14 protein-coding genes are annotated in these 19,711 nt (G+C 45.1%); all 14 read left to right on the forward strand.

The features are described 5' to 3' along the window. Positions 1-426 precede the first annotated feature (426 nt). On the forward strand, positions 427-1,269 hold the full coding sequence (locus D8793_RS04840; RefSeq protein ID WP_125370983.1) for an NAD(P)H-hydrate dehydratase: 843 nt from the start codon (positions 427-429) through the stop codon (positions 1,267-1,269). Positions 1,270-1,490: 221 nt separating this feature from the next. Continuing rightward, a complete protein-coding gene (locus tag D8793_RS04845) occupies positions 1,491-1,712 on the forward strand; it encodes a helix-turn-helix domain-containing protein (protein WP_125370984.1) in 222 nt (73 codons plus the stop codon). A gap of 103 nt (positions 1,713-1,815) precedes the next feature. Continuing rightward, positions 1,816-3,156, forward strand: coding sequence for an exodeoxyribonuclease VII large subunit (gene xseA, locus D8793_RS04850; protein WP_125370985.1), 1,341 nt, complete (start codon positions 1,816-1,818; stop codon positions 3,154-3,156). Next, entirely contained in the window at positions 3,134-3,346 is a 213-nt protein-coding gene (locus D8793_RS04855) for an exodeoxyribonuclease VII small subunit (RefSeq protein ID WP_005589516.1), read from the forward strand. Before xseA ends, D8793_RS04855 begins: the two co-directional genes overlap by 23 nt. Beyond that, positions 3,343-4,218, forward strand: a complete 876-nt coding sequence (locus D8793_RS04860) for a polyprenyl synthetase family protein (protein ID WP_125370986.1) — start codon at positions 3,343-3,345, stop codon at positions 4,216-4,218. The genes D8793_RS04855 and D8793_RS04860 overlap by 4 nt, the downstream gene beginning before the upstream one ends. Beyond that, positions 4,211-5,035: a TlyA family RNA methyltransferase gene (locus D8793_RS04865; protein WP_125370987.1), complete on the forward strand. Its 825-nt coding sequence runs from the start codon at positions 4,211-4,213 to the stop codon at positions 5,033-5,035. Before D8793_RS04860 ends, D8793_RS04865 begins: the two co-directional genes overlap by 8 nt. After that, entirely contained in the window at positions 5,019-5,450 is a 432-nt protein-coding gene (locus D8793_RS04870; RefSeq protein WP_125370988.1) for an arginine repressor, read from the forward strand. The genes D8793_RS04865 and D8793_RS04870 overlap by 17 nt, the downstream gene beginning before the upstream one ends. A gap of 8 nt (positions 5,451-5,458) precedes the next feature. Then, complete coding sequence (gene recN / locus D8793_RS04875) at positions 5,459-7,117, forward strand: DNA repair protein RecN (RefSeq protein WP_125370989.1); 1,659 nt, start codon at positions 5,459-5,461, stop codon at positions 7,115-7,117. A 52-nt stretch (positions 7,118-7,169) separates the two neighbouring features. Beyond that, positions 7,170-7,898, forward strand: coding sequence for a metallophosphoesterase (locus D8793_RS04880; protein WP_125370990.1), 729 nt, complete (start codon positions 7,170-7,172; stop codon positions 7,896-7,898). 289 nt (positions 7,899-8,187) lie between these two features. Continuing rightward, entirely contained in the window at positions 8,188-15,981 is a 7,794-nt protein-coding gene (locus D8793_RS04885; RefSeq protein ID WP_125370991.1) for an SHIRT domain-containing protein, read from the forward strand. 185 nt (positions 15,982-16,166) lie between these two features. Continuing rightward, positions 16,167-17,000 carry a fatty acid kinase binding subunit FakB gene (gene fakB, locus D8793_RS04890; RefSeq protein ID WP_125370992.1) on the forward strand — a complete coding sequence of 278 codons (834 nt, stop codon included), beginning with the start codon at positions 16,167-16,169 and terminating at the stop codon, positions 16,998-17,000. A 110-nt stretch (positions 17,001-17,110) separates the two neighbouring features. Beyond that, positions 17,111-17,386, forward strand: a complete 276-nt coding sequence (hbs, locus tag D8793_RS04895) for a non-specific DNA-binding protein Hbs (protein WP_005589527.1) — start codon at positions 17,111-17,113, stop codon at positions 17,384-17,386. A 196-nt stretch (positions 17,387-17,582) separates the two neighbouring features. Beyond that, on the forward strand, positions 17,583-18,284 hold the full coding sequence (locus D8793_RS04900; RefSeq protein WP_125370993.1) for a DUF4947 domain-containing protein: 702 nt from the start codon (positions 17,583-17,585) through the stop codon (positions 18,282-18,284). A 70-nt stretch (positions 18,285-18,354) separates the two neighbouring features. Beyond that, positions 18,355-19,626, forward strand: a complete 1,272-nt coding sequence (locus D8793_RS04905) for a TRZ/ATZ family protein (RefSeq protein WP_125370994.1) — start codon at positions 18,355-18,357, stop codon at positions 19,624-19,626. Positions 19,627-19,711: the final 85 nt, after the last annotated feature.

Consider the following 19,711-nt stretch of genomic DNA (forward strand, 5'->3'; position numbering starts at 1 on the left):
TTTTCTTTGGTGGAAGTTTCCATTTTTTAAGTGCTGTGCTAGTAAGCGATGTAACAGTTCCAAACGGCCACTTCTCTGAATCTATTTCTTCATTTTAAGCATCGAGCGAAAATATGGTAAAATATGGGTGAAGAAAAATTGTTCGGGTCTAAATAAAGATTGGAAATTTCGGAAATAATTTGTCAAAGTATAGGATTTGCTTATTGGTGGTAACTGGCGAGATGGAGAGTAATCTTAGCTTTTGATTGTGAAGTGAAGAAAGAAGCTGTTTTCTGTTCGTCTCTACACAATTCTCTTACGCAACTAGAATTCAATAAAGATATGCTTATCAGGGATAGAAAATGGCAGTCGAATTTCTTTGCTTGATGTGCTAGAGCGGGTAATATTGGTTTTTGAAAACATTTAAATAATTATAGAGGATCAAAGATGAAACTAGTCAGTGACAGGCTTTTGAAAAAGGTTGTTATAAATCGATTGCCAGACAGCCATAAAGGCGACTATGGTCGCCTGCTCTTGATTGGCGGGACCTATCCCTATGGTGGAGCTATTATCATGGCTGCCTTGGCCGCAGTAAGGAGCGGAGCTGGTTTGGTGACTGTTGCAACTGAACGGGAAAATATTCCTGCCCTCCATGCCCATCTGCCAGAGGCTATGGCCTTTGATTTGCAGGAGCGAGAGCGATTAATGGAGCAGATCCGCAAGGCTACTGTTATTTTAATCGGACCGGGTTTGGCTGAAAATTCTTTAGAGAAATCGGTGCTACAGCTGGTTTTACAGCTTGTAAACAAGCAACAAATCTTGATTATGGATGGGGGCGCTATCTCGCTTTTTGCCAAGCAAGCTCTGCCTTTTCCAAAGTCCCAGACAATTTTTACCCCTCACCAGAAAGAATGGGAAAGTTTGTCTGGCTTGCCCATCGAGTCGCAGGACGAAAAATCTAGCCAAAAGGCTGTTGACCAATTTCCTAAGGGAACTCTAGTTGTACAGAAAAGGAATGGAACACGAGTTTTTCAGAGTGGGGAAAAGGATATTTATCAGCTGCAGGTTGGTGGTCCCTATCAAGCCACTGGCGGTATGGGAGATACCTTGGCAGGGATGATTGCTGGCTTTGCAGGTCAATTTCAGCAGGCTTCACTTCTTGAAAGAGTAACAGCTGCGACCTACTTGCATTCAGCCATAGCGGATGAATTAGCCAAAGAGGTTTATGTGGTATTACCGACAGAACTGAGTCAACAAATTTCGACTTGGATGAAAAATTTTAGTCAATAAATCTTGGGAGGCCTGGAAAAATCCGAGTCTCTTTTTGTGGATTAGGAAATCTTGTCTTAGTTAGGAAAAGTCTAAGATTCATCAACTTTCTCACATGATTACTTTTTTAATTTATAGACAAAAGTTAATACGATAGAAAACTTTTTTGTGCTATAATAAAAATAAAGTATGAGAGTTAAAAGTATAAAATCTAGTAGAAAAGGATAAATGAGGAAAGTGGCATGTCAGAGCTAAAAGTAGCAATTGGGAAAAAAATTCGAGAACTGCGGGAACAACGTAAAATGACAAGGGAATTGCTGTGTGAAGATGAGACTCGTTTGACAGTCAGACAGCTTGCTCGGATCGAGGCAGGCGATTCGATTCCTAGTTTACTAACCTTAGAATTCATTGCGCAGCAGTTGCACATCGAAATGTATCAAATTATCAAAGAAAGTTCCAAGTGATAGTGATTTTATGATGAAAATCAGGAACTTGGAATCACTGACTTCCACCATTTTTTGGTATAATAAAAGTTACGCAAATACTAGAAAATAGAAAGGGAGCGACATGCCGGATTATTTATCGGTTTCGACTTTGACCCGTTATCTGAAGATGAAGTTTGACCGTGATCCTTATTTGGAACGGGTTTATCTGACAGGTCAGGTCTCTAATTTTCGCAAGCGCCCCAATCACCAGTATTTTTCCATCAAGGATGAGAAGGCAGTTATTCAGGCGACTATTTGGTCAGGTGTTTATAAAAAGCTTGGTTTTGAACTAGAAGAGGGCATGAAGGTCAATGTCATCGGCCGTGTGCAGCTCTATGAGCCAAGTGGGTCTTATTCGATTGTCATTGAAAAGGCTGAGCCAGACGGCATTGGCGCCTTGGCTGTTCAGTTCGAGCAGCTCAAGAAAAAACTGGGAGAAGAAGGTCTTTTCCAAGATAAGTTTAAACAGCCCTTACCTCAATTTCCTAAGAAAATTGGGGTGGTGACCAGTCCTAGCGGGGCTGTCATCCGAGATATCATCACGACAGTCAGTCGCCGTTTCCCAGGCGTGGACATCCTGCTTTATCCGACCAAGGTTCAGGGAGAGGGAGCTGCCGCTGAGGTGGCGGCTAATATCCGTCGAGCCAATGAGCGAGAAGATTTGGATGTTTTGATTATTGGCCGAGGTGGCGGGTCCATCGAGGATCTTTGGGCTTTTAATGAGGAAATCGTCGTGCGAGCCATATTTGAGTCTCAGATTCCGATTATTTCCAGTGTGGGGCATGAAACGGACACGACTCTGGCTGACTTTGTGGCAGACCGACGAGCAGCAACTCCCACAGCAGCAGCTGAATTGGCGACACCAGTCACCAAGCTGGATCTTCTGGGGCATTTAAGCCAGCAGCAAAATCGTCTGTCCAATGCAGCCTCCAACCGTCTTTCCTACCAGCGAGAACGCTTGCATAAATTGGCTTCCTCTGTTATTTTTCGGCAGCCAGAGCGACTTTATGATGGTTATCTGCAAAAGCTAGACCAGCTTAATCTGCGTTTAAAGCAAAAAATTTGCGAATATTATAGTGAAGAAGTCCAGCAGGTCAAGATTCTCCAGCATCGCTTGGAGTCTTTGTCACCTCTGCGGCAGGTGCAGCGCTATCAGGAGCAGCTTCACCAGCAAGAACGCTTGTTGCGTAGCAATATGGCAGTGATCTATGACCATAAGGTGGCTGAAGCCAAGCGCCTATCAGATGCGCTACTCATGCTGGACACCAGTCGAATCGTGGCGCGGGGCTACGCTATTATCCAAAAAAATGAAACAGTAATCGAGTCCAGTCAGGATATCAAGGAGAAGGATCAGCTGACCATTCTCATGCGGGATGGTCAGGTCCAAGTTGAGGTAAAAGATGTCAAAAGACAAGAAATTTGAAGAAAATTTAGCTGATTTGGAGGCTATTGTCCAGAAGCTGGAAAATGGGGATGTGGCCTTGGAAGAGGCCATCGCTGAATTCCAGAAGGGCATGCAGTTGTCTAAAGACTTGCAAAAGACGCTAGATCAGGCAGAAAAGACCTTGGTCAAGGTCATGCAGGCTGATGGCACGGAAACGGATATGGAATGACAAGAGAGAATAAAATCAGGCAAATTGGCCTGACGATTCAAGATTTTTATCAAAACAAGGAAGTGTCATCAGATTTGACTGAGATCATTCTCTATTCTATCGAGGCTGGTGGTAAGCGGATTCGTCCTCTCTTGCTTTTGGAGTTGCTGGAGTGCTTTGGTCTGGAATTAACTCCCGCCCATTTTCAGGTGGCAGCAGCTCTGGAGATGATTCACACTGGCAGCCTGATCCATGATGATTTGCCAGCTATGGATAATGATGACTACCGCCGTGGGCGTCTGACCAGCCACAAGAAATTCGGGGAGGATATGGCCATTTTGGCGGGGGATTCCCTCTTTTTGGATCCTTATGGTTTGGTGGCAATGGCAGAGCTACCTAGTCAGGTCAAGGTGGAGCTGATAGCAGAGCTGTCTTTGGCGGCTGGATCCTTTGGTATGGTAGCTGGGCAGGTTTTGGATATGCAGGGAGAAGGCCGCAAGTTGACCATGGACCAGCTCCAGACCATCCATGCCAATAAGACAGGTAAGCTCTTGGCCTATCCTTTTGTAGCGGCGGGGATCATTGCTCAGACTGGTCAATCCGTCCTAGGGAAGCTACGTCAAGTGGGAGAACTCTTGGGCTTGGCTTTTCAGGTGCGGGATGATATTTTAGATGTGACAGCCAGTTTTGAGCAGATTGGTAAGACACCGCAGAAGGATTTGGCGGCTGAGAAATCGACCTATCCAGCTTTACTAGGTTTGGATGGAGCCAGAGCCTTTTTCGATGAAACGCTGAAACAAGCAAAAAGCCTGCTGGAGCAATTAGAAAAAGAAAGTGATTTTTCAGCTAAAGAAATTCAAAAAATAATAGAAAGTTTGAGACTGGATGGCTAAGGAAAGAGTGGATGTATTGGCCTATCGACAAGGGCTCTTTGAGACTCGAGAACAGGCCAAGCGTGGAGTGATGGCTGGTCTGGTCGTGTCACTTGCGAATGGAGAGCGCTTTGATAAGCCAGGTGAAAAAATCGATGATGCAACAGAGCTCAAGCTCAAGGGAGAAAAGCTCAAGTATGTCAGTCGGGGCGGCCTAAAATTAGAAAAGGCTTTGCAAGTGTTTGGCCTTTCGGTGGCAGACCGAGTAGCCTTGGATATTGGCGCTTCGACTGGGGGCTTTACCGATGTCATGTTGCAGGCGGGAGCTCAGTTGGTCTATGCTGTTGATGTTGGCACCAACCAGTTAGCCTGGAAACTCCGCCAAGACGAACGGGTTGTCAGCATGGAGCAGTTCAATTTTCGCTATGCCGAGCCAGCTGATTTCGACTTTCGGCCCAGCTTTGCCAGCATTGACGTCAGCTTTATCTCGCTCAGCCTGATTTTGCCGGCCCTCTATCATATTTTAGAGGAGGAAGGTCAGGTCGTGGCTTTGATTAAGCCTCAGTTCGAGGCTGGCCGCGAGCAGATTGGCAAGAAGGGGATTATCAAGGACAAGAAAGTTCATTTGGCGGTGCTGGAAACCGTGACAACCTTTATGCTGGAAGCAGGTTTTTCAGTTAAAGGTTTGGATTTTTCTCCGATTCAGGGCGGGCATGGAAATGTTGAGTTTCTAGCCTTTCTGGAGAAAAGCGAGCAGCCGAAAAATGACTTGGAGCAAGACTTAGTCGCTGTCGTAGAGGCGGCCCACAAGGAATTTAAAGATGAAGAAGAAAGATAGATTAGAGAAAATCAGACGATTTGTCAGCGAATTTGAGATTGGCACCCAAGAGGAAATTGTGGAACATCTCAGGGAGTCTGGTATCACAGCGACACAGGCAACGGTTTCACGAGACATCAAGGAGCTAGGGATTGTAAAAATCCCTTTCAAAGATAATACCTATATCTATGAGCTTCCCAAAACAGCTGGAAATAGTCTGAAGTTGGCTGAAAATAATATTTTGGCCTGTCAAAATCTAGGAAATATGCTCAATCTCAATCTGGTGCCAGGGAGTGCAGCGGTGGTCAAACGCCACCTGAGTAAAGAATTTGCTGAGGAAATTTTCAGTATCATTGCGGATAATGACAGTATTTTAGTCGTTGCAGTGAGTGAAAGTGCAGCCCAAAAAGTCACGGCTGAAATCAATAATTGGTAGGAAAGTCTATGTTATTAGAAATTTCGATTAAAAATTTTGCCATTATTGAGGAGATTTCCCTTAATTTTGAGCAAGGTATGACGGTTTTGACCGGGGAAACCGGAGCCGGCAAGTCTATTATTATTGACGCGATGAATATGATGCTGGGTAGCCGCGCTACGACGGATGTTATTCGTCATGGAGCGCCTAAAGCTGAGATAGAGGGACTTTTTTCGCTGGAAAATAGCAGGGCTTTGCGAGAGATTTTTGAGGAGCAGGGCTGGGAGCTGACCGATGAGCTGATTATCCGTCGAGAAATTCTGCAAAACGGCCGCAGTGTCAGTCGTATCAATGGTCAGATGGTGAATCTGTCTGTTCTAAAGGCTGTCGGCCAGCATTTGGTGGATATCCATGGTCAGCATGATCAGGAAGAGTTAATGAGACCCCAGCTTCATATAGCCATGCTAGATGAGTTTGGCTCGGCAGACTTTTTAAATCTTAAAGGCCGCTATCAGGAGACTTTTGACCGCTATCGAAGCCTGCGAAAGCAAGTCCTGACTTTGCAGAAAAATCAGCAGGAGCATAAGGCTAGGATTGAGATGCTGGAGTTTCAGATGGCGGAGATTGAGAGCGCATCCCTTAAAAGTGGTGAAGACACTGCTCTACATCAGGAGCGAGACCGCTTGCTCAACCACAAGCTCATTGCGGATACGCTGACCAATGCCTATACCATGCTGGATAATGAAGATTTTTCTAGTCTGACCAATGTCCGCTCAGCGATGAATGACCTTGAGTCTATCGAGGATTACGATCCAGCCTACAAGGAGCTTTCAGGCGGCTTGTCAGAGGCTTACTATGTCTTAGAGGATGTCAGCAAGCGCCTAGAGGATATTTTAGATGGACTGGACTTTGACGGAGATCGGCTGTTGCAGGTGGAGAGCCGCTTAGACTTGATTAACAGCATCACGCGTAAATACGGCGGCCAAGTAGATGATGTGCTGGAATACTTTGCGCAGATTTCCAAAGAATACAGCCTTTTAACTGGAAGTAACTTGTCCTCAGAGGATATGGACCGAGAGCTGAAGGCCTTGGAGAGAGAGCTGGTAGAGCTGGCCCAGGAGCTGAGTCAAGCTCGTCACGGCCTAGCAGCCCAGCTGGAAGCAGAAATCAAGCAGGAGCTGCAGGATCTCTACATGGAAAAGGCACGCTTTAAAGTGCAGTTCACTAAGGGCAAGTTCAACCGTGAAGGAAATGAGCAAGTAGAGTTTTACATCTCAGCCAATCCGGGAGAGGATTTCAAACCTTTGGTGAAGGTTGCCTCTGGCGGCGAACTCTCCCGTCTTATGTTGGCGATCAAATCGGCCTTTTCTCGTAAGGAAGGCAAGACCAGTATTGTTTTTGACGAAGTGGATACGGGCGTTTCTGGCCGTGTAGCTCAAGCCATCGCTCAGAAGATTTACAAGATTGGCTCCAACAGCCAAGTCTTGGCTATTTCCCATCTGCCGCAGGTTATTGCGATTGCCGATTATCAGTTCTTTATTGAGAAGATTTCGGATGAGAATTCGACCGTCTCAACGGTTCGCCTGCTGACGGCTGACGAGCGTGTTCAGGAAGTCGCTAAGATGCTGGCTGGCGAAGATGTGACGGAGGCTGCTTTGACGCAGGCTAGAGAATTATTAAAGAAATAAACAAGCGAGGCTGAGACACTAGTGTTTCGGTCTCCTTTAGAAAGTGGCGACTATGAGAGAATATTTTGTAATCGGTGATGTCCATGGTAAGGCAGGCATGCTTGATGAATTGCTCCAGCATTGGGACGGTCGTAGCCAACTAGTCTTTCTAGGCGACTTGATAGATCGTGGCGAGGACAGCCGGGCAGTTTTGGAGCGGGTCAAGGACCTAGTGGACCAAGAAGGAGCTGTCTGTCTTTCTGGCAATCATGAGTATATGTTTCTGACTTGGCTGGACAATCCTGAGAAGTCCTATGACCACTACCGACGCAACGGCGGTGACACGACGATCAATTCGCTTCTAGGCCGACCACTCAATGCTCCTGTAGACGGGGTGGCGGATGCGGAAGGTGTCAAGGCGGCGGTAGCAGATTTAGTCGACTTTATTCGTCAGATGCCTTTTCTATTGGAGACGGAACAGTACATTTTTGTCCATGCTGGCCTTGATTTGGAGCTGAAAGACTGGCGGGAGACCAGTGATTATCAAAAAGTTTGGATTCGCGCTCCTTTTCACGAAGGCAGCAATCAGACTGGCAAAAGGATTGTCTTTGGCCATACACCGACATTTTATCTCTTGCATGAAGCGCCGGGAACTGACCAGCTCTGGATGACTGAGGATGGCAAGATTGGCATGGATGGCGGAGCTGTTTATGGCGGAGTCCTCCACGGAGTTCTCTTTGGCCATAATGGCATCATAGAGCAGTATGCCATAAAAAATGATGGTTTTGCTGCGGAGGATTGAGAAGGTATCTACAAATACCAAAATAGTTTAACTTACTAGCGTCTCGAATATTCCCTGCCAATAGAAAGAAATCAAAAAGATTGAAGAAGCGTAGCCTAGCTATCTTTTTCAATTTTTTTGTTTGGATGAGATAATTTTTGCTGAAAAAAATAGGCCAATGCATATAGTTATATAGGTTAAATTTCCTATCCTATAAGTAATCATAAACCCTTAAATAATAATTCAAAATATATGCAATTCCTCTTCTTTATGCTATAATAGTTATCGAAAAAGCAAAAAGGAGGAAAAGATGTTTTTTCAGGATAGAAAGATAAAGTATTCAATCCGCAAATTATCAGTTGCTACTGTATCACTTGCGATTGGATTTTTGTTTGCACCCGCAGCGATTGGAGCGGGTCAAGTAGCCCATGCGGATGAGCTTGTGGCTACAGCTCAAGTAGAAAATAAGTCAGAAAATCAAGTCTCGGTGGGAACTTCTGAACCAGCGAAAACAGAAACTCAAGAGACTGTCTCAGTAACGCCTTCTGCACCCGTGCAAGTAGAAAGTAAAGAGGCTATCACAACAACAGTTCCTGCGCCAGCACAGACAGAAACGCAAGGGGATAACCAAGCCTCATTGAAATCTGCTACACCTGCTGCGACAGAGACAAGTCAAGAAGCGAAAGATTCGACTGCTTTTAAAAATGCTCAGCCAGCTACAGGCACAAGCCAGCCAGCTGCAGCCACTGCTCAACCTGCTTCAGCAAATGCAAGTCTAAACAAGAGCGCTTTAGAGAACTACCTCAAAAACTTGCGCAGCAAGGACTTTTCAAGTAAGACAGACGATAGTCTAGAAATCTTGAATGGCGTAATGACGGCTGCTGATGGTGTGCTTCAAACTGCAACAAAGCAAGAAGAAATTGATAAAGTTTATCGCAATCTAGTGACTTTTGTTAATTCTGGTCTTCGTGATAAAAATCCGAAGTTCATCCCAGATCAGGATAAAACTCCTCGCTCAGCACTTTATGAGTTTGAAAGTGCTACACCAGGAAAAACAACTCCGCTTACTCTGAACTACTTGAAGCCAGAAGACACAAAAATCTACAAAAAGGGCGATAAAGTAAAGGCCATCCAGCCAACTGAAACAACTTATGTAGAGTATGATGGAAGTGGTAGATGGACCTTTAAGGGCTATGACCATGATAGTCAGGTGATTGACAAAGATGATGTTTTCTTCACAGGTAAGTGGGAATATACACCAACACCATACAAGGCTACCTATAGAGCAGTTAATGGCTCACCTGGGAAAACTCCGCCATCTTATGTTGCAAATTGGAGCCCAGAAGATAAAAGAAGATTTGCTGAGGGTGAAGTAGTAAAAGCACAAGAATTTCACTATGTTTTTTATACTTCAGAAGAATATCCTAACCGAAAAGGCTATTGGGCTTTGACTGGCTTTGATGCTCCAAGTAAAGTGGCAAACAATGGCGATGTAGAGTTCGTAGGAACTTGGAAATACTTTGAGGATGTCACTGTATCCTACAAACCTATGAACCAGCACGATTTTGAGAATTTTTATCATTTACCAAGTAGTCCTAAGACCTCACGTGACGAATATAGATTACCTCTTCCTAAGGAGATAAAAGATCTAGAAAGTAAGCTATACGATTACAAGCTTACTTTCAATCAGTTTGATGAACGCCATGAGTATTTACCTAAAGATATACTGGATACGCGAGCAGCCTTGCTTCGCTACGATGAAGTTCAAGGTGTCTACAAACCCTTTTATGATGCGGAAAATGAAGGAAATTGGACCTTTGAGGAAGATGTAGTAGATTTAACCTTCAGTCGTGAACTAGAGCGGGCGGCTACATATGGGGAAATACCAAAAGTTACAATACCATTGATGTTTAAATTTACACCAGTTCCTCGGAAACCGACTTATGAGTTTGTCAGTGGAACGGCTGGCAAAGAACTACCTGCTGAGATTAATAATCTGAAGCCTGTTTATATGGATGAGTGGGCGTATGCAGATAGAAAGAAATACCCGAAAGGAAAGGATATAGTTCAGTCTGTTAGACCAATTCAAGAAACCTATGAAGATAAGGACAAGAAGGGGACTTGGCACTTTAAAGGCTACGATTTTACTAAAAAACCAGTGAGCGACTGGGAGCACGATGGATGGAATCTCAAGTTCACAGGTACTTGGACATTTGAAGAGAAAAAGTACCCAGAAAACTATGAGTATGTCAGCAAAGACCCTAGCCTAGCTCTACCAGATGGACTTAGAACCTTCCCGCCAATCAGCACAGAGACATATGTTGATGGTGCTACTGTTCAGGCAAAAAAACCTGAGAAGACGACTTACATGGACTTTGAGAATAAAGGTACTTGGAAATTTGAAGGCTATGACAAGGATGAAAAGGTAGTCAATAAAGCTGGCGTCCTCTTTACAGGTAGCTGGTCCTTCACTCCACACAGAGATAAGACAGTTTCCTTTGACTTTGTGAGTGATACTCCAGGGAAGACCATTCCTGATGATTTGAAGGCCCAAATCCCTGCTCCTATCACGACTTCTCCATCAGATTATTCTGCCAATGTCTTTAATGAAATTCAATATCTCAGTTCATACGTCGATAATGAAAATGATGGTACATGGGTTGCTCAGCAGATTCCTCAGCGAAAGGAGGAAGTTGAGAAACCAGCTGACGATGAGGATTCTACCTACACGGTTCATTGGAAATTTTTACCGACCAAGCATAGTGTTTACTATGACTTCTATACAGATTCAAAAGATGATTCTGGTCAAACGATCTATCCGCCATCAACTTTGTATAATCTAATCACTTACGAAAGAGAATTTGTCAAGGGTGAAAAAGCTCGCGTTAAAATGCCATCTAAAACAAGATTTGAGGATCCTGATGGCAGAGGAACTTGGGTCTTTGATGACTACTATGAAGATGATAATACGACTATTTCTCCACGTGTGAAAACAGTCGAGGCAGGAGACGTTATCTTTAGAGGGAAATGGATTTTGGTTCCTACCAATCAGTCTGATACGATCTATAGGGTAGAGTATAAATTTACTAACTCGACTCCTGCTTATCCTCTTCCAAATAAGATTCGCGAGATGCTTCCAGCTGGCACTGATTTCGTTGGACGAGCTGACGATTACAAAGATGCAAGCAAACTCGACATATCTACAGTAACTGTTCCGACAGGTACATGGACCTTCCATGGTTTTGATGCGGATAAATACGGAAAAGCTATTGCAGGTACAAAAGTGAAGACCATCACAGGATCTTGGAGCTTTACGCCAAATGGTATAGACTATCAGTTCCAATCAACTAATCCTGATTTTGTATTACCAGATCATATCACCAAGTTGACTCCGAAAAACCCAATTGATTATAAGATGGGCGGTCTGTTCCTTACAGAAGTAGACGCTGAACAACCAAGTGAAACGACTTATGTTGATACAGCAAACAAGGTAACTTGGACATTTGCAGGATACGATAAAGAAAAAATCGTTGTAGCAAAAGGCAGACAGACTTTCCTTGGAAGCTGGGTGCCTACTCCAAATCCAGAATATGTATTCAAATCTTCTGACGCACGTGTTCCATTGCCACAAAGTATTTTGGGAATGCTTCCAAATGATGAGGCTTCTTATAAGGTTGGTGACACCATTGTAGCCAAACAACCTGCTAAAGAATCAGTAGTTGAAGAAGAAAAAGACTATGTCTGGACCTTCAAAGGTTACGATCAGAAGAATGCGACCTATAATGGCAAGCGCGTGACATTTACAGGTATCTGGGAAGCAACGCCTAGACCGCATCATGTAAGCTATACTTTTGAAAGCGAAACGGCTGGTGTTGATTTGCCTGAATTTATCCAGAAGAAAGCACCAAAAGACAGCTCAACTTACTTCAATGGGACGAGAGTTTTTGCAGAAGAGCCGACAACAAAGACTCACAAAGATGATGTGAATGATGGTACCTGGACTTTCGCTGGTTATGATGCCAAAAGTAAGATTGTGAAAAAAGCTGATTTGACTTTCACAGGTAAGTGGGCCTTTGAAGCCAACAAGTACCAAGCTACTTATCGCTTCGAGAGTGCAACAGCAGGTAAGCAACTTCCAGCAGCCATCACATCATTGACCCCAAGCGACAGTGCAACCTATGAGAATGGTAATACTGTTTCCGCTCAACAACCATCTCAAACCACTTACACAGATAGTGTGAACGACGGCACATGGACCTTCAAGGGCTATGACGCAGCTAGCGCCGTTGTCAACAAGGCTAATGTAGAGTTTATAGGAAAATGGACCTTCGAAGCCAACAAGTACCAAGCTACTTATCGCTTCGAGAGCGCAACGGCAGGTAAACAACTTCCAGCAGCCATCGCAGCATTGACTCCAAGCGACAGTGCAAGATATGTGAATGGTACCTCTGTTTCCGCTCAACAACCATCACAAATCACTTACACCGATACTGTGAATGATGGCACCTGGACCTTCAAGGGCTATGACGAAGACAATGCAGTCGTGAACAAGGCTAATGTTGAGTTTGTAGGAAAATGGGCCTTTGAAGCCAACAAGTATCAAGCTACTTATCGCTTCGAGAGCGCCACAGCAGGTAAGGCTCTTCCAGCAGCCATCGCAGCATTGACTCCAAGCGACAGTGCAAGATATGTGAATGGTACCTCTGTTTCCGCTCAACAACCATCACAAACCACATACACAGATACTGTGAACGATGGCATCTGGACCTTCAAGGGTTATGACGCAGCTAGCGCCGTTGTCAACAAGGCCGATGTAGAGTTTGTAGGTAAGTGGGCCTTCGAAGCCAAGAAGTACCAAGCTACTTATCGCTTCGAGAGTGCTACAGCAGATAAAGCTCTTCCAGCGGCTATCACATCCTTGATTCCAAGCGACAGTGCAAAATATGTGAATGGTGCTTCTGTTTCAGCTCAACAACCATCCCAAACCACTTACACAGATACAGTGAATGATGGCACCTGGACCTTCAAGGGTTACGATGCAGACAATGCAGTCGTGAACAAGGCTAATGTTGAGTTTGTAGGAAAATGGGCATTTGAAGCCAAGAAGTACCAAGCAACTTATCGCTTTGAAAGTGCGACAGCCGGCAAAGCTCTTCCAGCGGCTATCACATCCTTGACTCCAAGCGACAGTGCGACTTATGTGAATGGTGTTGCAGTTTCAGCTCAACAACCAGCGAAAACTACCTACACAGACACTGTAAACGACGGTACATGGACGTTTAAGGGTTACGATTCAGACAATGCAGTCGTGAACAAGGCTAATGTAGAGTTTGTAGGTAAGTGGGCCTTTGAAGCCAATAAGTATCAAGCTACTTATCGCTTCGAGAGTGCGACAGCAGGTCAAGCTCTTCCAGCAGCCATCGCCGCATTGACTCCAAGCGACAGTGCAACATATGAGAATGGTAATACTGTTTCCGCTCAGCAACCATCTCAAACCACCTACACAGACCCAGTGAACGACGGCACATGGACCTTCAAGGGCTATGACGCAGCTAGCGCCGTTGTCAACAAGGCTAATGTAGAGTTTATAGGAAAATGGACCTTCGAAGCCAACAAGTATCAAGCTACTTACCGCTTCGAGAGCGCAACGGCAGGTAAACAACTTCCAGCAGCGATCGCCGCATTGACTCCAAGCGACAGTGCAACATATGTGGATGGTGCCTCTGTTTCCGCTCATCAACCAGCGCAAGCGACCTACACAGACACAGTGAACGATGGCACATGGACCTTCAAGGGTTATGATGCAGCTAGCGCCGTTGTCAACAAGGCCGAAGTTGAGTTTGTAGGAAAATGGGCCTTTGAAGCTAATAAGTACCAAGCAAGTTACCGCTTCGAGAGCGCCACAGCAGGTCAAGCACTTCCAGCAGCCATCGCCGCATTGACTCCAAGCGACAGTGCAAGATATGTGAATGGTGCCTCTGTTTCAGCTCAACAACCATCCCAAACCACATACACAGATACTGTGAACGATGGTACATGGACCTTCAAGGGCTATGACGCAGCTAATGCAGTCGTGAACAAGTCAAATGTTGAGTTTGTAGGAAAATGGGAGTTTGAAGCTAATAAGTACCAAGCAAGTTACCGCTTCGAGAGCGCCACAGCAGGTCAGGCTCTTCCAGCAGCCATCGCCGCATTGACCCCAAGCGACAGTGCAACATATGTGAATGGTGCCTCTGTTTCAGCTAAGCAACCAGCTCAAACCACCTACACAGACACAGTGAACGACGGCACCTGGACCTTCAAGGGCTATGACGCAGCTAGCGCCGTTGTCAACAAGTCAAATGTAGAGTTTGTAGGAAAATGGGCCTTTGAAGCTAACAAGTACCAAGCAAGTTACCGCTTCGAGAGCGCAACAGCAGGTCAAGCGCTTCCAGCAACCATCGCAGCATTGACTCCAAGCGACAGTGCAACATATGAAAATGGCAATACTGTTTCTGCTCAGCAACCATCCCAAACCACTTACGCCGATACTGTGAACGACGGCACCTGGACCTTCAAGGGCTATGATGCAGCTAGCGCCGTTGTTAACAAGGCTGATGTAGAGTTTGTAGGAAAATGGGCCTTTGAAGCCAACAAGTACCAAGCTACTTATCGCTTCGAGAGCGCCACAGCAGGTAAGCAACTTCCAGCAGCCATCGCCGCATTGACTCCAAGCGACAGTGCAACATATGTGAATGGTAATTCTGTTTCAGCTCAACAACCAGCGCAAGCGACCTACACAGACACAGTGAACGACGGCACCTGGACCTTCAAGGGCTATGACGCAGCTAGCGCCGTTGTCAACAAGTCAAATGTAGAGTTTGTAGGAAAATGGGCCTTTGAAGCTAACAAGTACCAAGCAAGTTACCGCTTCGAGAGCGCAACAGCAGGTCAAGCGCTTCCAGCAACCATCGCAGCATTGACTCCAAGCGACAGTGCAAGATATGTGAATGGTGCCTCTGTTTCCGCTCAGCAACCAGCGCAAGCGACCTACACAGACACAGTGAACGATGGCACCTGGACCTTCAAGGGTTACGATGCAGACAATGCAGTCGTGAACAAGGCCAATGTAGAGTTTGTTGGTAAGTGGGCCTTTGAAGCCAACAAGTACCAAGCTACATACAGCTTCGAGAGCGCAACGGCAGGTAAACAACTTCCAGCAGCCATCGCAGCATTGACTCCAAGCGACAGTGCAACATATGTGAATGGTGCTTCTGTTTCCGCTCAACAACCATCACAAACCACTTACACAGATAGTGTGAACGACGGCACATGGACCTTCAAGGGCTATGACGCAGCTAGCGCCGTTGTCAACAAGGCTAATGTAGGGTTTGTAGGTAAGTGGGCCTTTGAAGCCAACAAGTACCAAGCTACTTATCGCTTCGAGAGCGCAACGGCAGGTAAACAACTTCCAGCAGCCATCGCAGCATTGACTCCAAGCGACAGTGCAACATATGAAAATGGCAATACTGTTTCCGCTAAGCAACCAGCGCAAACTACTTACACAGATAGTGTGAACGACGGCACATGGACCTTCAAGGGCTATGATGAAGCTAGCGCCGTTGTCAACAAGGCCGATGTAGAGTTTGTAGGTAAATGGACCTTTGAAGCTAAGCAAGCTCCTAGTCCGCAGCCGCAACCGGAACCAGCACCGCAACCGGAACCAGCACCGCAACCGGAACCAGCACCGCAGCCGGAACCAGCACCGCAGCCGAAACCAGAACCTCAACCACAACCGGAACCAGCGCCACAACCGCAACCAGTTCCGAAGCCACAACCACAGCCAAGTCCAGTTCCACCAGTGACTCCAGAAGTGAAGCCAGATCAAGAGACTGATTCAGCTAATAAAGCTCAAACGGATCAGCTAGTGAAACCTGAAAGCAAACCTGTTTCAAATGATAAGCCAGCTGTTCCAACTCCAGCCGGAGATAGGGCCAAACAAGCTACCTTACCAAATACAGGTAGCACTGCTCCAGTTTCAATCGTGGGAGTAACGACCAGTGCTATTCTTTCGGGTCTAGGATTCATGATTCTTGGTCACAAGCGCAAAGATGATGAGGCTTAAAAGGGCATCTCTTTGTGTAAGCTTTGGCTAGTGCCTTAATCAAATCATTAAGAGTCTTCTAAGTAGTGTTTGACTTAGAAGGCTCTTATTTTTCTGAGATTTATGGATTAAGCTAAGATTGATTCACAAAAACTTAGGATTTTTTGGTATAATAGACTCAATAACAGGATAAAAGTAGGGAAAATATGACAAAAATTAAAATTGTGACAGACTCTTCGATTACGATTGAGCCTGAACTAGCAAAAGATTTGAATATTACAATAGTTCCTTTGACAGTCATGATTGACGGTGTAGTCTACTCGGATTCCAATTTGAAGGAAGGAGAATTCCTTCAGTTGATGAAGTCTAGTAAAAATCTACCCAAGACCAGCCAGCCACCAGTTGGGGTATTTGCTGAGGTTTTCGAAGATTTATCAGCGGAAGATGTCCAAATTATCTCGATTCACATGTCTCATGCTTTATCTGGCACCGTAGAGGCAGCTCGTCAGGGAGCTACCTTGGCCAAGGCTGATGTAACGGTTGTCGATAGTTCTTTCACGGACCAAGCGATGAAGTTCCAAGTCGTTGAGGCTGCTAAAATGGCAAAAGCCGGAGCGACTTTGGAGGAGATTTTAGAAAAACTTGAGGAAGTCAAAGCCAAGACGGAGCTATACATCGGCGTATCAACCTTAGAAAATTTAGTCAAAGGTGGTCGTATCGGCCGTGTGACCGGTCTGATTAGCTCGCTTTTAAATATTCGTGTCGTCATGCAGATGACAAATCATACCTTGACTCCTATTGTCAAAGGCCGGGGCGCTAAAACCTTTAAGAAATGGCTGGATGACTTGAAAGAGTCTCTGAAAGAGAAGGAAATTGAAGAAATCGGAATTTCCTATGCGGGTGGACCAGAATTTGCTAATCAAATGAAGGAAGAGCTGCAGGAATTTGTTGAAAAACCAATCTCTGTCTTAGAAACAGGTTCGATCATCCAAACTCACACTGGAGAAAATGCATGGGCCGTTCTAGTTCGCTATAAATAAGGTAAATTATTTGTAAAATGTCTGCTTAAGACTTGACCTAGACGCTTTTTTTAGATATGATAATATCTGTTAGGGTTATTAACCCAGAAAAAAATTGGAGGATTTGTTAAATGGCTAACAAACAAGATTTGATCGCAAAAGTGGCAGAAGCTACAGAATTGACTAAAAAAGATTCAGCAGCAGCAGTTGACGCTGTATTTGCAGCAGTTACAGAATACCTTTCAAAAGGTGAAAAAGTTCAATTGATCGGTTTTGGTAACTTTGAAGTTCGTGAGCGTGCAGCACGTAAAGGTCGCAACCCACAAACTGGTAAAGAAATCACAATCGCAGCTTCTAAAGTTCCAGCTTTCAAAGCAGGTAAAGCTCTTAAAGACGCTGTAAAATAAGACAAAGATCAAAAGCCTACTGTATCAGCTTCCTAGCTTGTGCAGTAGGTTTTTTCTTATGTTTTGGCATAACATCAATCATCTGAACTTTCTAGAAGACATAGTATTTGTTTGTTAGAGAAGGCAGCAAAAATCAGGATGCTCCTCTTGCTCAACTTAGAATATGATATAATGTAGCTAAGAAATGGGGGTAACTATGTATTTTAAAAGAATAATAACCTTTTTAACCATGCTTGCAGCTGTCATGGCTTTGACAGCTTGCTATTATCCAAGGAAAAGGGTTCCTAGGTCTGAAGCCTCTTCTGTCCAAAAGGTGAAAATACCAAAGAAATCAGGATCGACGAAGGCTACAGGCTCCAGTCAGCAAGAAAAATCAAAGAGCAGTCAGACCTCATCATCTAGTTCTCCAGCTTCTGAGAGCAAGGCGACAAGTTCGCAAGATGAAGTAACGGATGGCTTGCCTCAAGATGCACAGTCTGCCAATACAGACAAGATCTATGCAACAGGCAATGCCAAGGTCTCTTATCGCTCTTTTGAAGGAGGATTTAGTGCTCAAACGCCTGATTTCAAAGGCTATACAGAGGAGCAAGTCAAAAAGGTTCTTGGCGAGCCAGAGGCCGTCATAAAGGATCCGAATTATATTAAGGACACTTTTAAAGCTCAGGAGTTAGAAAATATAAAAGAGCTCTATCGAGGTCAGCATGTGACGGGAGAGCAGGCAAAGGCTTTCTATGTAACAGCGGCGGATATTGCTCAGGCAGCTAGCTTGAACCAAGACTATCAGTTGGAGAGTGACTTTATTTTATATAGCTATAAGCAACATAAAATTAATCTGATTTTCTCTAAAGGAGAGTTGTATTATATGACTCCCAATCCTGATTATCTTTATTTTAAATAATCTTAGAAAATTCTTGCGCTAGTTTACTAGGCTTGCTATAATAGCTAAAACGAAATGAGAAGGAGCAAGGATGAAAGCTTATACAAATGTCAATCTGGTGACCTGTGACAGCGCATTTCATGTTTATCGGGAAGGTTTGCTTGTGGTTGAGGATGAACGCATTGCCTACTGTGGTCCCTATGACGAGGCTTGGCTAGAACAGTGCAGTGAGTTGGTGGATTATGAAGGTGCTTGGATCATGCCGGGGCTGGTCAACTGCCATACGCACTCGGCCATGACCTTGCTGCGTGGGATTCGTGACGATAGCAATCTGCATGAATGGCTGGAGGACTATATCTGGCCAGCAGAAAGTCAATTCACAGCGGATCTAACGACCCAGGCTGTTCAGCTGGCTTTGGCTGAAATGCTGCAGTCAGGAACAACGACTTTTAATGATATGTATAATCCTCAGGGAGTGGATATTGACCGGATTTATCAGACTGTCCGGCAGTCTAGTATGCGTTGCTATTTCTCACCGACCCTATTTAGCTCAGCAGCTGAAACAGCAGCAGAGACTCTGGCTCGTACACGGGCGATTATTGAGAAAATCCGCTCCTACAATGATGAAGATTTTCAGGTCATGGTGGCGCCTCATTCGCCTTATGCCTGTGACGAAGAGCTACTTAAGGGCAGTCTTGAGCTAGCGCGTGAGCTGGATTTGAAGCTTCATATCCATGTGGCGGAGACACAGGATGAAAATAAAATCATACTGGAGCGCTATGGTAAACGGCCTTTGGCTTTCTTGAAAGAGCTTGGCTACTTGGAGCGGCCAGCCATTTTTGCTCACGGGGTTGAGCTCAATCCGTCAGAGATTGCAGATTTAGCGGCATCTCCAGTCAGCATCGCCCACAATCCTATCAGCAACCTCAAGCTAGCTTCCGGTGTAGCTCCAGTGACGGATTTACTAGCCGCTGGGGTGACTGTTGGCTTAGCGACGGACTCTGTCGCTTCCAATAATAATCTAGACATGTTTGAAGAAGGTCGGACAGCAGCCCTCCTCCAGAAAATGCGGGCAGGTGATGCGACTCAGTTTACGATCGAGCAGGTTTTGAAGGCTTTGACCATTGAAGGAGCCAAGGCGCTGGGATTGGATAACAAAATTGGCAGTCTGGAAGCGGGCAAGCAAGCCGATTTCATTGCCATTCAGCCTAAGGGACGACTTCACCTTTATCCTTTGGAAAATATGCTGTCGCACCTAGTGTACGCAGTAAAGGGCAGCGATGTTCAGGATGTCTACATTGCAGGGCAGCAGGTCGTTCGAGATGGTCAAGTGCTGACCGTTGATCTAGAATCGTTCCGTTAGAAAGAAAAGCCGAGTTTGTCTCGGCTTTTATGTTGGTCAGGAGAGCTCTTTTCAATTTTTGCTGGCTAATAGTTTCTTTGTCAAA

It is taken from the genome of Streptococcus cristatus, from assembly GCF_003943465.1.
Classification (GTDB): domain Bacteria; phylum Bacillota; class Bacilli; order Lactobacillales; family Streptococcaceae; genus Streptococcus; species Streptococcus cristatus_C.